Source organism: Streptomyces coelicoflavus (genome assembly GCF_045041415.1).
Lineage (GTDB): Bacteria > Actinomycetota > Actinomycetes > Streptomycetales > Streptomycetaceae > Streptomyces > Streptomyces coelicoflavus.
In genome coordinates this window covers 958589-972258 of the sequence record NZ_CP108218.1, presented here as the reverse complement: position 1 = coordinate 972258, position 13670 = coordinate 958589, and the positions used below count along the sequence as shown (strand labels likewise).

Below are 13670 nucleotides of genomic sequence, written 5' to 3'. Positions count from 1 at the left end.
CATGACCTCCGCACCCACCGGGCGGCCGCCCCGACGGCCCGTGCAGGCGTCCGGCCGTCGCACCCCACGGCTCACCGTGTTCACCACGCTCTCCCCGCTGCTCCGGCTGCTCATCCTCACCCAACTCGCCTTCAACATCGGCTTCTTCGCAGTCCTGCCCTTCCTGTCCGAGCACCTGGGGCAGTCCGTCGGCATGGCGGGGTGGCTGGTCGGGTTCGTGCTCGGGCTGCGGACCTTCAGCCAGCAGGGGCTCTTCGTGGTCGGCGGGGCGCTCGCCGACCGGTACGGCATCCGGCCCGTCGTGCTCGCCGGGTGCGTGCTGCGGATCGCCGGGTTCGCATGGCTCGGGTTCGCCGAGCGGACCTGGGCCGTCGTCGGTGCCGTCCTGCTGATCGGGTTCGCCGCCGCGCTCTTCTCGCCGGCCGTCGAGTCCGAGGTCGCCCGGCAGGCCGTCGTGTGGGAGGAGGAAGGGGGCGGGGACCGGACGCGGGTGCTCGCGCTGTTCACCGTCGCCGGGCAGGCCGGTGCCTTCGTCGGGCCGTTGCTGGGTGCGCTGCTGCTCGCCGTCGACTTCCGTACGGCCTGCCTCGCCGGGGCCGGGGTCTTCGTGCTGGTCCTCGCCGGGCACGCCCGGCTGCTGCCGCAGCGCATCCCGGGGCGGGTCCAGGTCCGGGTCAAGGGCGGAGCCCGGCTCGTACTGCGCAACCGGCGCTTCCTCGCGCTGTGCTGCGCCTACGGCGCCTACCTGCTCGCCTACAACCAGCTCTACCTCGCCCTGCCCGCCGAGGTGGAGCGGGCCGCCGGTTCGCAGGCCCCCCTGGCCTGGCTGTTCGCCCTGTCGTCCCTGCTGGTGGTGACCGCGCAGTTGCCGGTGACCCGGTGGGCGGGGGAGCGGCTGGCGCCGCGCCGGTCGATGGTGGCGGGGCTGCTGCTGATCGCCGTCGGGTTCGCCGTCGTCGGGCTTGCGCGGCCCGCGGGGTGGACGGGCACGGGTGGGCTGCTGCCCGCCGCCGGGTTCGTCGTCCTGCTCACCCTCGGGCAGATGCTCGTCGCGCCCGTCGCCCGGGCCTGGGTGCCGGACCTCGCCGAGGAGGGGCGCCTCGGGCTGTACACGGGGGCGCTGTCCTCGGTCTCCGGGGTGATTGTGCTGGCCGGCAGTTCCGCCACTGGGCTGCTGCTGGACACCGGGTTGCCGGTCGCGGTGCCGTGGCTGGTGCTGGCCGCCGTACCGCTGGTGGCGGTGGGGGCGCTGCCCCGGGTGCGGCACTGACCCGCCGCACCGCACCGCCCGCCGTACCGCCCACCGCGCCGGCCGCCTTCCCGTTCATGCACTCTGTACGTCGCGCAGTGCGGCGTGCGGCGTGTCACCGGACAGCGCCTCGTTCATGCGGCGCAGCATCAGGGTGTTCAGCTGCGTCTGCGTCTCGTTGTCCATGACCGCGGCCCAGCCGTCCTTCTCCTGGTCGATCAGGGCGACGTACGGCCCGCGGCGCATCATGCACATGATCCCGATGTCCTGCCCCTCCCAGACGACCCTGTAGTCCGCGATCTCGTCGCCGAGCTGTGCCCCTGCGGGTGGGGTGTATGCCGAAGGGTCCGGCCTGAAGCCGGTCGAGGCGTCGTTCCCGAAGGCTTCCACCAGCGCGTCGAAGGTTTGCTCGGCGCCGGCCTCGGACGCGTGGACCAGTACCTCGAGCTCGGCGTGCCACCCCGTCTCCTCCGACATGTCGTTGGGGGAGTAGCCCGCCGAGGCCCCGGCTCGTACGCGATCGGCGCAGGGCTTGGGATGCTCCGCGCAGATCGTGCCCTCGTAGCCGCTGCGTTCACCGTCGGGAAAGTAGTCACCCGGCAGACTCGCGAACGACGTTCCCTCCAGGGCCACCCGGTCGGGGAGGATCGCGTCGGCCGTCGTCCGATTGGGGGGCAACGGCTCGGCGGCGGGCGGCTTCGTACCCTCGTGGCTCGGGGTGCCCGGCCCCGCCCCCGAGGTGTTCGGCCTCGTTCCCCCGTTGCCGTCGGTGAACACGCGAACGCCGCCGTACCCGGCCAGGGCGACCAGGACCACGAGGGCGACGGCGAGCACGGCGAGGAGCCACCAGCCCTGCCCGTTGTGGTTGACGGTCAGGGGGCCCAGCGAGATCTGGTTGCGGCCGACTCTGGCCCCGCCACTGATCACCACACTGCCCGTGATCGACTGCGGCGGCCGCTCGGTGCTCGCGTCGGCAAGGGCTCTGAGACGCCGGCCGAAGCCGGGGTCGGCGGCCACCTCCCGCTCCAGGATCGCCCGCACCGCAGCCGTGACCGCCGCATCGTCCGGGTTTCCCAGGAACGTGTCCAGCGTGGTGCGGTCCTCCTCTGCGCCTCCCAGCCGTTCCCGGAGCGCTGCGATCAGCGTTTGCGCCGCCGTGCCGCCTGCTGTCGACAAGGCACCGTCCGCCCCCTGGGCCAGGACGTGCAGGACTTCCGAGACCACGTCCGGGGCATCCACGACATGCCCTCCCTCCCCGTGCGCAACTGGCACCACGGGCTCCCGCGCCGCGTCCGGCAACCCGACAGGAGTCCCGTCTGGACCGGGGTATACCCAGTGGGACGTCGGCCAGTCCGGCACGTGGCCCGACCGCCGCCGCGACGAACCCGTGGCCAGGAGCGAGCCGGCCCGGCAACTCGTGGTCGCAGGCGTCCCGGGCGGCTCAGTGAGCGACGAGTTCCGGTGCCACCCGGGCGGTGGTGGCAGGCACCCGCGACCGCCGCCACAGCCACCGCACGTCCCGCCCGAAGGACCACACCAGCAGACCCAGCGCCACCGCCACCACCCCGGCGTTGGCCGCGCGCGGCAGCAGGTCCGCGCCCGCGAGGAGGAGCAGCACGCCCTGGAGCGCGGCCACCGTCTTGCGGGCCGTGCTCGGCGGCAGCGGGGCGGTCAGCCACGGCCGGACCCGGGCCGCGGCCACGAACACGTACCTCATGCCGCCGATCAAGAGCACCCACGGGCCCAGGTCCGCCGCGACGTACACGCTGAGCACCAGGATGAGGAACGCGTCGACCTCCATGTCGAAGCGCGCGCCCAGCGCGGTGGACGTGCCGGTGCGGCGGGCGACCTTGCCGTCCACGCAGTCCAGGACGAGGGCCACGGTCGTCAGGCCGACGAGGAGGGGGACGGGCGGGGCGTCGCGGAAGGAGTCCGCGACCAGGGTGGTGACGCCGCCCACCAGGGTGGCCCGCCCCAGGGTGACCCGGTTGGCCGGACCGAACGACCGGGGCCGGGACCGGTGCAGCGCGCGGGAGAGCACCGCCCAGCTCGCGAACGCGAAGGCGAGGCCGGTCAGCCAGCCCGCCGTGCCGATGCCGATCGCGGTGCCGAGCAGCGCCAGCAGCACGAGCTGCGCGCCCGCTCCCACCGCCGTCTCCTGCTGAACGGACCTCGCGGCACAGACGTCGTACGCGTCGTCCGTGTGGTTCAGGTTGATCAGGGCCACCGAACATCCTCCGGCCGTGTGACAGAGTCGATCAACGCCGCTACCTTGTGCGCGGCTTGTGCATCCCTCGGTACGTGGGTGGCTTCCCGATCGTTCAGGAGGAGTTCCGATGACACGCAGGGCACGTGCGTTCTGGCTCGAGGCGCCGGGCGCGGGCGCGATCCGTGAGGTGGAGCTGCCGGTGCCGGGCCCGGACGACGTGCTCGTGCGGACGCTCTTCAGCGGGGTGAGCCGGGGCACCGAGACCCTCGTCTTCGGCGGCCGGGTGCCCGCGAACCAGCACACGGTGATGCGCGCGCCGTTCCAGGACGGCGACTTCCCCGGGCCGGTGAAGTACGGCTACCTCAACGTCGGTGTGGTGGAGGAGGGGCCGGAGCGGCTCGTCGGGCGCACCGTGTTCTGTCTGTATCCGCACCAGACGCGCTACGTCGTTCCCGCCGCCGCCGTGACGCCGGTGCCGCCCTCCGTCCCCGCCGGGCGGGCCGTGCTCGCCGGCACCGTCGAGACCGCCGTCAACGCGCTGTGGGACGCGGCGCCGCTGATCGGCGACCGGGTCACCGTGGTCGGCGGCGGCATGGTCGGCTGCTCGGTGGCCGCCCTGCTGGCCCGATACTCGGGCGTCCGCGTGGAACTGGTCGACGCCGATCCCGGCCGGGCGAAGGTCGCGGGTGCACTCGGCGTGGCTTTCGCGGCCCCGGCCGACGCCGCCGGTGACCGCGATCTCGTCGTGCACGCCAGCGCGACGGAGGCGGGGCTCACGCGGTCGCTGGAGCTGCTGAGGCCCGAGGGCACCGTCGTGGAACTGAGCTGGTACGGCGACCGGCGCGTCGCCCTGCCGCTGGGGGAGGCCTTCCACTCCCGGCGCCTGACCCTGCGCGGCAGCCAGGTCGGCACCGTCTCCCCGGCCCGCGCCGCCACCCGCGGGTACGCCGACCGGCTCGCCCTCGCCCTCGAACTGCTCGCCGACCCGGCTCTCGACGCCCTCGTCACCGGCGAGTCCGCGTTCGCCGAACTGCCCGAGCTGATGCCCCGGTTGGCCTCCGGCGGGATTCCCGCACTGTGTCATCGGATCCGCTACGACGGGGAGCGGAACGGGGAGGAGACCGGCGCGGACGCCCGCAGCGGCGCCTGACCTTGAGGAAAGACGTACGGCCCACTGAACGGGGGCAGGTCTCCAGCCGTAATAGACGGCACCCCGTGCAGCGATCGGCGGGGTACCAGACGTGCCACACCTGGAGGGTCGTCCGTTGTTCAGCATCACCGTCCGCGATCACATCATGGTCGCCCACAGCTTCCGCGGCGACGTCTTCGGGCCCGCGCAGCGCCTGCACGGAGCGACGTTCCTGGTGGACGCCACCTTCCGGCGCGAGCAGCTGGACGAGGACAACATCGTCGTCGACATCGGCCTCGCCACCCGGGAACTGGGCGCCGTCGTCGCCGAACTGAACTACCGCAACCTCGACAACGAGCCCGACTTCGCCGGCGTCAACACGTCCACCGAGTTCCTCGCCAAGGTCGTCGCCGACCGGCTCGCCGAGCGCGTGCACAAGGGGGCGCTCGGGGAGGGGGCGAGGGGCCTGGCCGGGCTCACCGTCACGCTGCACGAGTCGCACGTCGCCTGGGCGAGTTACGAGCGTGCGCTGTGACCGGCACATCCGTGGAGCCGACGGCCGGCACATCCGTGGAGCCGACGGCCGGCCCCACCGCCGGGCGGACCCGGCTCGGCTACGTCCCCGCGCAGACGTCCACGACACCGCAGTCGGGGCCGGCCCCGGTCCCCGGCCCGAGGAACGGCGGGATCGTCCCCATGTCCCTGCGCTCCGTGCACTTCGTCATGCCGGGCGGCGTCGACGACCCGGCCGCCCCCAGCGGCGGCAACGCCTACGACCGGCGGGTCCGGCTCGACCTGTCCGGCTTCGGCTGGCGGGTACGGGGGCTGCCCGTGCCCGGCGACTGGCCCCGGCCGGACGACGCCGCCCGCACGGAACTCGCCCGCCTGCTGCGGCGGTTGCCGGACGGCGCGGTCGTCCTCCTCGACGGCCTCGTCGCCTGCGGGGTGCCGGAGATCGTCGTACCGGAGGCCGAGCGGCTGCGCATGGCCGTGCTCGTGCACCTCCCGCTCGGCGACGAGACCGGTCTCGACCCCGCCGTGGCCGCCGAACTGGACGCCCGCGAACGCACGGTACTGCGCGCCGTCCCGGCCGTCGTCGCCACCAGCGACTGGGCGGTGCGCCGCCTCGTCTCCCACCACGGTCTCGACCCGGCCCGCGTCCACGTCGCCGCCCCCGGCGCCGACATCGCGCCCCTCGCACCCGGCACCGACGGCGTCTCACGGCTGGTGTGCGTCGCCGCGGTCACGCCCCGCAAGGGGCAGCACCGGCTGGTGGAGGCGCTGGCGGCCGTCGCCGACCTGCCCTGGAGCTGCGTGTGCGTCGGCGGGCTCGGACAGGACCCGGGGTACGTCGAGCGGCTGCGGGAGCTGATCGCGCGGCACGGTCTCGAGGAGCGGCTGGTACTCGCCGGGCCGCGGGCCGGCGCCGAACTGGACGCCACCTACGCCACCGCCGACCTCATGGTCCTCACCTCCTACGCCGAGACCTACGGCATGGCGGTCACCGAGGCCCTCGCACGCGGCATCCCCGTACTCGCCACGGACGTCGGCGGCCTCCCGGAGGCGGTCGGACGCGCGCCCGACGGAGGGGTGCCAGGCATCCTCGTCCCGCCGGAGGACCCCGTCGCGCTCGCCGCCGAGCTGCGCGGATGGTTCGGCGAGGCCGACGTACGACGCCGGCTGAAGTCCGCCGCCCGCGGCCGCCGCGCCGCCCTGAACGGCTGGGCGAGCACGGCCCAGAGCCTGGCCGGCGTACTGCACCGGCTGCCGGGCGAACCGAGGAGGGCGGCATGAACCCGAGGAAGCCGCCCGCACCGGCCGCGAGCCTCATCCCGGCCCAGCCGGGCCCCCAGGACGCGCCCGACGCCGTCAACGCCACCGACGGCACCGACGTCACCGACGGCACTGTTGTCACCGACGCCACGGACGCCGCGAGTACCGTCGTCCCCGGCGCCGGCCCCACCGGACGCTCCTCCGGCGAGCGGGCCACCGTCCGCCTCGGCGGCGCGACGGCGCGGGAGGACGCCGCCGGCGAACCGCCGCGCTACGCCCCCGAGTGGCTGCGCCTCCGGGAGCCCGCCGACGCCGCCGCGCGGGCGCACGACCTGCTCGACCCGTTGCGGATCAGGCTCGCCAACCTGCCCCGGCGGGCGGACGGGCTCGTGGTGCACGACGTGGGCTGCGGCACCGGATCGATGGGGCGCTGGCTCGCCCCGCGCCTCGACGGTGCCCAGCACTGGGTGCTGCACGACCGCGACCCGTACCTCCTGCACTTCGCCGCCGTCGCCGCCCCGCGCACCGCCGCCGACGGCAGCCGCGTCACCGTCGAGACCCGGCGCGGGGACCTCGCCCGCCTCACCCCGGACGCGCTGGCCGGCGCCGCGCTGGTGACCGCGTCGGCGCTGCTCGACGTCCTCACCGCCGAGGAGGTCGGCAACCTGGCCGCCGCCTGTGCCGGGGCCGGCTGTCCGGCGCTGCTGACCCTCTCCGTCGCCGGACACGTCGATCTCGCCCCCGCGCACCCCCTCGACGCGGAGATCACCGAGGCGTTCAACGACCACCAGCGGGGTACCGGCATGCTCGGACCGGACGCGGTCACCGCGGCCGCCGAGGCCTTCGCCGGACACGGCGCCACCGTACGCGCGCACCCCAGCCCCTGGCGGCTGGGCCCCGACGAGGCCGGACTCACCGCCCAGTGGCTGCGGGGCTGGGTCGGAGCGGCCGTGGAACGGCGACCGGCACTGCGTGAGCGGGCCGCCCGGTACCTGGACGAGCGTCTCGCGGCCTGCGCAACCGGGGAGTTGCGTGTGGTCGTCCACCACACCGACCTGCTGGCGTTGTGCCGGCCGACGGGCGGGGTGTCGTGAGCGCCCTGCGCACCCACCTCGGCACCCTTGCCGGCACCGCCGTCCTCGCCGTGCTCGTGTGGCGCCTCGGCACCGGCGCCTTCCTGGACGGGCTGCGCCGGATCGACGCGCCCACGGTGCTGGCGGCGCTCGGGATCGGGCTGGTCACCACCGTGTTCAGCGCTTGGCGCTGGGCCCTGGTGGCCCGGGGGCTGCGTATCCGGCTGCCGCTCGGACCGGCCGTCGCCGACTACTACCGCTCGCTCTTCCTCAACGCCGCCCTCCCCGGCGGCGTCCTCGGTGACGTGCACCGCGCGGTGCGGCACGGGCAGAGCGCCGGCGACCTGGGGCGGGGCGTGCGGGCCGTCGTCCTCGAACGGGTCGCCGGGCAGGTCGCGTTGATGGGAGTCGGGGTCGCGGTACTGCTCACGATGCCGTCCCCGGTGCTGGCCGGGGCCCGGCGCCTCGCGCCCCTCGTGGCCCTGGCCCTGCTCGGCGCGCTCGCCGTCGTCCTCGCCCTGCGCATGAACCGGACGCCGGCAGAACCGACCCTCCCACGCCGGGCGCCCGCAGGCCGGGCCCCCGCGCGCCGGGCGCGGGCCCTGCGGGCGGTGCTCGGCGAGGCGCGGGCGGGGCTGCTGTCCCGGCGGAACCTGCCGGGCGTCGCGGGCTCCTCCGTCGTCGTACTCGCCGGGCACCTCGCGATGTTCGTGCTCGCCGCCCGGGTGGCCGGCAGCGGGGCCTCCGTCGCCGTGCTCACGCCGCTGGCCGTGCTGGCCCTGCTCGCCATGGGGCTGCCGCTGAACGTCGGCGGCTGGGGCCCGCGGGAGGGCGTGACCGCCTGGGCGTTCGGCGCGGCGGGGCTCGGTGCGGGCACCGGCCTCGGCGTGGCGGTGGTGTACGGCGTGCTCAGCCTCGCGGCGAGCCTGCCCGGCGCCGTCGTCCTCGTCGCCCGCCGGCGGACCGTGCGCTACGCGCGCTCGTCCTCGGACACGGTGACCGTCACCGCCGTCAGCAGTGCGAAACATTCCGCGAAGGAATCCGCGAGGCCCGCCAGCAGTTCCTTCCCCTTTTCCGCCGATCCCAGTGAAGGGCGCCCGATGACACCGGAAGCGGTATAGGCGGACATACCGAGGGAGAGCAGATGACGCCGGTCGTCCGCGACGAAATCGGCGGCCTCGTAACCGGGCCGGACCAATTCGGGGTGCGCGTGCAGAAGAATGGAGGTCTCGATTTCCCCCGCGTGCATGTCGGTGAGCAGCGACGTGGCCACCCCCGCCCGCTGCCGCGCCGTCTCCCAGTCCTCCGCGGCCGGGAACAGCGCCATCCGCTCACCGCGTGCGGAGGACTCCTGGACGACGTTGCCCAGTACGTAGTTCCCGCCGTGTCCGTTGACCACGACCAGGGCGTCGACACCCGAGCGGCGCAGGGAGTCCGCTATGTCCCGCACCACCGCGTGCAGGGTCACGGAGGAGACGCTGACGGTCCCGGGCCAGTCCGCGTGCTCGTGCGAGCAGCCGATCGTCACCGGCGGCAGCAGCCGCACCGGATACGCGTCGGCCAGTTCGCGGGCGACGGCGCACGCGACGAGGGTGTCGGTCGCCAGCGGCAGGTACGGGCCGTGCTGCTCGTAACTCCCCACCGGCAGCACCGCGACCTCGGCGCCGCGCTCGCGCACGTCTTCGCTCGTGTCCGCCGGCACCAGTGAAACATCCATTTCCGCACGGCCTTTCATCTCGGTTGAGCAATCGGTTGAGCAATCTGTTGAGGAACGCGAGAATCATGACAGAAAAAATTGGTGTACTCGGCAAGAAGGCATCGCAGCGCACGGACGTGGAGCGGGTCGTGGTGACACCGTTGCCCACCGTCTACGGGCATTTCCGGGCGTACGGCTACGTCGACCACGAACGCGGCGACGAGCAAGTGGCCCTCGTCCACGGCGACCCGGGCGCCGAGGGCGTGCTCACCCGGCTGCACTCCGAGTGCCTGACCGGCGACGCCTTCGGCTCCCAGCACTGCGAGTGCGGCGCCCAACTCGCCACCGCGCTGCGGCAGGTGGCCGACGCGGGCAGCGGCGTCGTGGTCTACCTGCGCGGCCACGAGGGGCGCGGCATCGGGCTGCTCGCCAAGCTGCGCGCGATGGCGTTGCAGGCGGAGGGGCTGGACACGGTGGAGGCGAACCTCGCCCTCGGCCTGCCCGTCGACGCCCGGGACTACGGCGTCGCGGCCCGGATCCTCGACGACCTCGGGGTGCGGTCCGTGCGCCTGATGTCCAACAACCCGCGCAAGCGGGAGGCGTTGGTGCGGCACGGCATCCGGGTCGCCGAGCAGGTGCCGCTGCTGATACCGCCGTGCGAGTCCAACATCACGTACCTGCGCACCAAGCGGGAACGCCTCGACCACCACCTGCCCCACCTGGACGCGATGGCGCACGTGCCGTCCTGACCGCCGAGGGCGGCGGGGTCAGTCCGTGACGGCCTCGTGCACGAGCCTCTTCAGGTCCGGATAGACCGCGTGCGAGGACCTGGGCCGCACCTGGGTCATGAACTGCACCGTCAGATCACGGCCCGGGTCGACCCAGAAGGTGGTCGTCGCCACTCCGCTCCACCCGTACGTCCCGAGCCCGGAGGGCGACCGGGTGCGGCTCGGGTCGGTCACCACGGAGACGCCGAGGCCGAAGCCGACGCCGTCGTTGCCGGGTTCGTCGTGCGCCGGGCGGCTGCCGAAGGAGCGCAGGTCGGCGCCGCCGGGCAGGTGGTTGCGGGTCATGAGGTCCACCGTCGCCGGGGCGAGCAGCCGGACGCCGTCGAGTGTGCCGCGGCGCCGCAGCAGCTCCGCGAAGCGGTGCACGTCGTGGGCGGTCGAGACCAGGCCGCCGCTGCCGGACAGGAACCGCGGCCGACCACCCCGCAGCGGCAGCCCGGGGACCGGGACGATGCCGCCGTCCTCCGTCTCGCCGTACAGCTCGGCCAGCCGGTCCGCCTGCGCGTCGGTGACGTGGAACCCGGTGTCCGTCATGCCGAGCGGTCCGAAGATCCGCTCGGCGCAGAACGCGTCGAGCGGGCGCCCCGACACCACCTCGACCAGCCGTCCGAGCACATTGCTGGCGACCGAGTAGTTCCACTCGGTGCCCGGCTCGAACTGAAGGGGCAGGCGCGCGTACAGGTCGACCGTCTCGGCCAGGCCGGCGCCCGGCCGCACCGACGACTCCACACCGGCCGCCCGGTACAGCGCGTCGACGGGGTGGGAGTGGTAGAAGCCGAACGTCAGCCCCGCCGTGTGGGTCAGCAGGTGACGCACGCGCACCGGACCGGCGGCCGGCCGGGTGACGACGTCCGCCCCGCTCCCCTCGACGTACACGCGCGGCTCGGCGAAGGCCGGCAGATACCGGTCCACGGGGTCGTCCAGCGACAGCCGGCCCTCCTCCACCAGAGTCAGCACGGCCACAGCGGTGACCGGCTTGGTCATGGAGTAGATCCGCCACAGGGTGCCGGCCGTCACCGGGAGTCCGGCCGCGACGTCCCGCAGCCCGTGCACGGTCAGATGGGCGACACGGCCGCCGCGCGCGACGGCGACCAGGAACCCCGGCAGCCGGCCCTCGTCGACCTGCCGGGTGAAGTGCAGGTCGAGCCGGTCCAGCGCCTCGGTGTCCAGCCCGGCCGCACCCGCGTCGATCTCCTGCCGCAGGGGTGGCATCGCCATCGCTCTCCTTGATCGTTCTTCGGGGTGGGTCTGGCATACCCCGCACTCGCGCACCCGGAACGCGCGCACCCCCGGAACCCGGGACGCGTCGGCTCGCGGCCGGCGCTCGGGTGCGGGCTTCACTGGCGGCTGACGGTGCGGGTCACACCGGCGACGACGGTGGTGGCCAGGATCCAGCCCATGAGGATCAGGATGTACGACAGGGCCTGGTACCCGCCCTCGGGCGCGAAGGCGCTCTCCTGGCCGAAGGAGATCACCGGCAGCAGCAGGTCCAGCGTGTAGAACACCGGGTTGAAGTCCGGGGCCTCGGCCGGTTTGAGCGGCGGTGGATGATGCAGGCCGTACGCGACCGAGCCGACCGCGAGCAGCGACAGCAGCCAACCGCCCGCGCGCAGCGGACGGAAGCCGTAGCCGACGGCGACGTCCTGGAGATGCCCCCACAGGCGGCCGTACCAGGGCAGGGTGCGCCGCTGGCGGCGCTGCTTGGCCAGCTGGACCAGCCGGGCCGCGTCGTCGTCGCCGATCCGGCGGTATGAGGCGGTCAACTGCTCATAGGTGAAGGGGAGGTAGGCGTCGCCCTTCTCCAGCATCGGCAGCCGTCGCCCGGCGGGCTCGTGCGGGATCAGCGACGTGTAGGTGAGGTCGTTGAGCTGGACCCAGGCCGGCACCATCTCCGGCTGGAGGAACAGCACGTCCACCTGGGTGCGGCGCAGGTTGAGCGTGCCCCGCACCACCGGGCCCTCCCGCAGCCACAGTTCGCCGATCACACAACTGCTGGCGCGCAGCGCGGTGCCCCCGGGGTTGGCCAGGTCGGCGTGCGACAGGTCCAGCCGGCCGGGTATGCGGGCGCCGCGCAGCTCGAGACGGCCCCGGACGTCCGCGCGGCGCATCAGCACGTCGGCCTCGGCCGCGAGGGTCTCGGCCTGGAGCGCCGTGCCGCCCGGCCGGTCGAGCACCGTGTCGTTGAGATTGACCGTGCCCGCCACCCGGGCACCGGTGAGCCTGACCTCGCCGACCGTGCGCATCCCCGGCGCCCACAGGTCGGCGCCCAGCACGGCCTGGTTGAGCTGGAGCACCGGGCCCTCGGTCTCCGGTGCCTGGATGCGGGTGCCCTCCAGGTAGAGGCTGCCCGTGATCTCCGCCCCCGCGAGCCGCACCATGCCGTCGAACCGGGCCACCGGGTCAGCCGCAGTACGCCCTCCACCCGCACGGCGTGCGAGATCAGCCCGGGCAGCACGGACTCGCTCAGGTTCAGCTCGCGCAGCCGGGCCCCGTAGAACCTGGGTGCCTCGTCGAAGTGGCAGTGCCGCAGGCGCACGGGGTGGTCGACCGTCGCGTACTGAAGGTCCAACTGCCCGGTGACGCGCGCCCCGGCGAGACTGAGCGCGGCGACCCGGCCCTCCTCCCGCGGGCCGTCCAGGAGCAGGGAGCGCAGCACGCTCGCGCGCACGGTCCGTTCGGGCCCCCAGGTGCCGCCGCCGGCGGGGTCGTCGGAGTCCGCCGGGGCGGGGCCGGCGGCACGGAAGTCCACGTCGGTGCCCGAGGCGAACGCGCGCCACAGACGCGACTCGGCCGGTGTCAGGTCGTTGATCTCCATCAGGGAGGGACTCTGACCCGAACCGGCCGATCACGTCAACGCGCGCTCGGCGCGGCCTACTTCTCGGCCGACTCCACGGCGTGGCCGCCGAACTGGTTGCGCAGCGCGGCGATCATCTTCATCTGCGGCGAGTCGTCCTGGCGGGACGCGAACCGCGCGAAGAGGGAGGCCGTGATCGCGGGCAGCGGCACCGCGTTGTCGATCGCGGCCTCCACCGTCCAGCGGCCCTCGCCGGAGTCGTCCGCGTACCCGCGCAGCTTCTCCAGGTGGTGGTCCTCGTCCAGGGCGTTGACCGCCAGGTCGAGGAGCCAGGACCGGATGACCGTGCCCTCCTGCCAGGAGCGGAAGACCTCGCGGACGTTGTCCACGGAGTCGACCTTCTCCAGCAGCTCCCAGCCCTCGGCGTAGGCCTGCATCATGGCGTACTCGATGCCGTTGTGGACCATCTTGGAGAAGTGCCCGGCACCGACCTTGCCCGCGTGGACGTAGCCGTAGGGGCCGTCGGGCTTGAGCGCGTCGAAGATCGGCTTGAGGTCGTCGACGTGCTCCTTCTCGCCGCCGACCATCAGCGCGTAGCCGTTCTTCAGCCCCCACACGCCGCCCGAGACGCCGGCGTCGACGAAGTTGATGCCGCGCTTGCCCAGCTCCTCGGCGTGCTTCTCGTCGTCCGTCCAGCGGGAGTTGCCGCCGTCGATGACCGTGTCGCCGGGCTTGAGCAGGGTCGCCAGCTGGTCGACGACGTGCTGGGTGGCGGCGCCGGCCGGGACCATCACCCAGACCGCGCGCGGCCGCTCCAGCCGGTCGACCAGCTCGACCAGGCTGTCGACGTCGGCCCGCTCGGGGTTGGTGTCGTATCCGACGACGGTGTGGCCGGCGTTGCGCAGGCGCTCGCGCATGTTGCCGCCCATCTTGCCGAGACCAACGAGACCGATCTGCAT

11 protein-coding genes and 2 pseudogenes are annotated in these 13670 nt (G+C 73.9%); 7 read left to right on the top strand and 6 right to left on the bottom strand.

What is annotated here, in order from left to right; translation table 11 throughout:
• Window position 1: 1 nt before the first annotated feature.
• Window positions 2-1270: an MDR family MFS transporter gene (locus OHA99_RS04425; RefSeq protein WP_405694191.1), complete on the top strand. Its 1269-nt coding sequence runs from the start codon at window positions 2-4 to the stop codon at window positions 1268-1270.
• Between the two features lie 54 nt (window positions 1271-1324).
• On the opposite strand, the gene OHA99_RS04420 is transcribed toward OHA99_RS04425, so the two are convergent.
• Both OHA99_RS04420 and OHA99_RS04415 read right to left on the bottom strand, forming a co-directional pair.
• Complete coding sequence (locus OHA99_RS04420) at window positions 1325-2488, bottom strand: hypothetical protein (protein ID WP_405694188.1); 1164 nt, start codon at window positions 2486-2488, stop codon at window positions 1325-1327.
• Between the two features lie 202 nt (window positions 2489-2690).
• Window positions 2691-3476: a CDP-alcohol phosphatidyltransferase family protein gene (locus OHA99_RS04415; RefSeq protein WP_405694185.1), complete on the bottom strand. Its 786-nt coding sequence runs from the start codon at window positions 3474-3476 to the stop codon at window positions 2691-2693.
• A gap of 109 nt (window positions 3477-3585) precedes the next feature.
• Between OHA99_RS04415 and OHA99_RS04410 the strand changes: the two genes are divergently transcribed.
• The 5 genes and pseudogenes from OHA99_RS04410 to OHA99_RS04390 all read left to right on the top strand — a co-directional run.
• Window positions 3586-4608, top strand: coding sequence for a zinc-binding alcohol dehydrogenase (locus OHA99_RS04410; RefSeq protein ID WP_405694182.1), 1023 nt, complete (start codon window positions 3586-3588; stop codon window positions 4606-4608).
• A gap of 115 nt (window positions 4609-4723) precedes the next feature.
• Window positions 4724-5122 (top strand): 6-carboxytetrahydropterin synthase, encoded by a 399-nt coding sequence (locus OHA99_RS04405; RefSeq protein ID WP_007389023.1) that lies wholly within the window; start codon window positions 4724-4726, stop codon window positions 5120-5122.
• Between the two features lie 35 nt (window positions 5123-5157).
• Window positions 5158-6381: a glycosyltransferase family 4 protein gene (locus OHA99_RS04400; protein WP_405698893.1), complete on the top strand. Its 1224-nt coding sequence runs from the start codon at window positions 5158-5160 to the stop codon at window positions 6379-6381.
• Complete coding sequence (locus OHA99_RS04395; protein ID WP_405694179.1) at window positions 6378-7454, top strand: trans-aconitate methyltransferase; 1077 nt, start codon at window positions 6378-6380, stop codon at window positions 7452-7454. The genes OHA99_RS04400 and OHA99_RS04395 overlap by 4 nt, the downstream gene beginning before the upstream one ends.
• Window positions 7427-8302: pseudogene (locus tag OHA99_RS04390) on the top strand (YbhN family protein); the annotation flags it as partial. The gene OHA99_RS04395 and the pseudogene OHA99_RS04390, both read left to right, overlap by 28 nt.
• Window positions 8303-8403: 101 nt before the next feature.
• Here OHA99_RS04390 and OHA99_RS04385 read toward each other — a convergent pair.
• A complete protein-coding gene (locus OHA99_RS04385; protein WP_366471386.1) occupies window positions 8404-9150 on the bottom strand; it encodes a creatininase family protein in 747 nt (248 codons plus the stop codon).
• A 65-nt stretch (window positions 9151-9215) separates the two neighbouring features.
• Here OHA99_RS04385 and ribA point away from each other — a divergent pair, with 65 nt between their 5' ends.
• Window positions 9216-9878, top strand: a complete 663-nt coding sequence (gene ribA / locus OHA99_RS04380) for a GTP cyclohydrolase II (protein WP_153176909.1) — start codon at window positions 9216-9218, stop codon at window positions 9876-9878.
• Between the two features lie 18 nt (window positions 9879-9896).
• On the opposite strand, the gene OHA99_RS04375 is transcribed toward ribA, so the two are convergent.
• The 3 genes and pseudogenes from OHA99_RS04375 to gnd form a co-directional block, all read right to left on the bottom strand.
• Complete coding sequence (locus tag OHA99_RS04375; RefSeq protein WP_366471741.1) at window positions 9897-11129, bottom strand: serine hydrolase domain-containing protein; 1233 nt, start codon at window positions 11127-11129, stop codon at window positions 9897-9899.
• 125 nt (window positions 11130-11254) lie between these two features.
• Window positions 11255-12732, bottom strand: a pseudogene (locus tag OHA99_RS04370) (membrane-associated oxidoreductase).
• Between the two features lie 56 nt (window positions 12733-12788).
• On the bottom strand, window positions 12789-13670 hold the full coding sequence (gene gnd / locus OHA99_RS04365) for a phosphogluconate dehydrogenase (NAD(+)-dependent, decarboxylating) (RefSeq protein ID WP_153176907.1): 882 nt from the start codon (window positions 13668-13670) through the stop codon (window positions 12789-12791).

Excerpts from the sequence above, each read along its gene's own strand:
- OHA99_RS04425 (WP_405694191.1), top strand. The coding sequence starts at position 2 with ATGACCTCCGCACCCACCGGGCGGCCGCCCCGACGGCCCGTGCAGGCG.
- OHA99_RS04410 (WP_405694182.1), top strand. The coding sequence starts at position 3,586 with ATGACACGCAGGGCACGTGCGTTCTGGCTCGAGGCGCCGGGCGCGGGC.
- OHA99_RS04395 (WP_405694179.1), top strand. The coding sequence starts at position 6,378 with ATGAACCCGAGGAAGCCGCCCGCACCGGCCGCGAGCCTCATCCCGGCC.
- OHA99_RS04385 (WP_366471386.1), bottom strand. The coding sequence starts at position 9,150 with ATGGATGTTTCACTGGTGCCGGCGGACACGAGCGAAGACGTGCGCGAG.
- ribA (WP_153176909.1), top strand. The coding sequence starts at position 9,216 with ATGACAGAAAAAATTGGTGTACTCGGCAAGAAGGCATCGCAGCGCACG.
- OHA99_RS04375 (WP_366471741.1), bottom strand. The coding sequence starts at position 11,129 with ATGCCACCCCTGCGGCAGGAGATCGACGCGGGTGCGGCCGGGCTGGAC.
- gnd (WP_153176907.1), bottom strand. The coding sequence starts at position 13,670 with ATGCAGATCGGTCTCGTTGGTCTCGGCAAGATGGGCGGCAACATGCGC.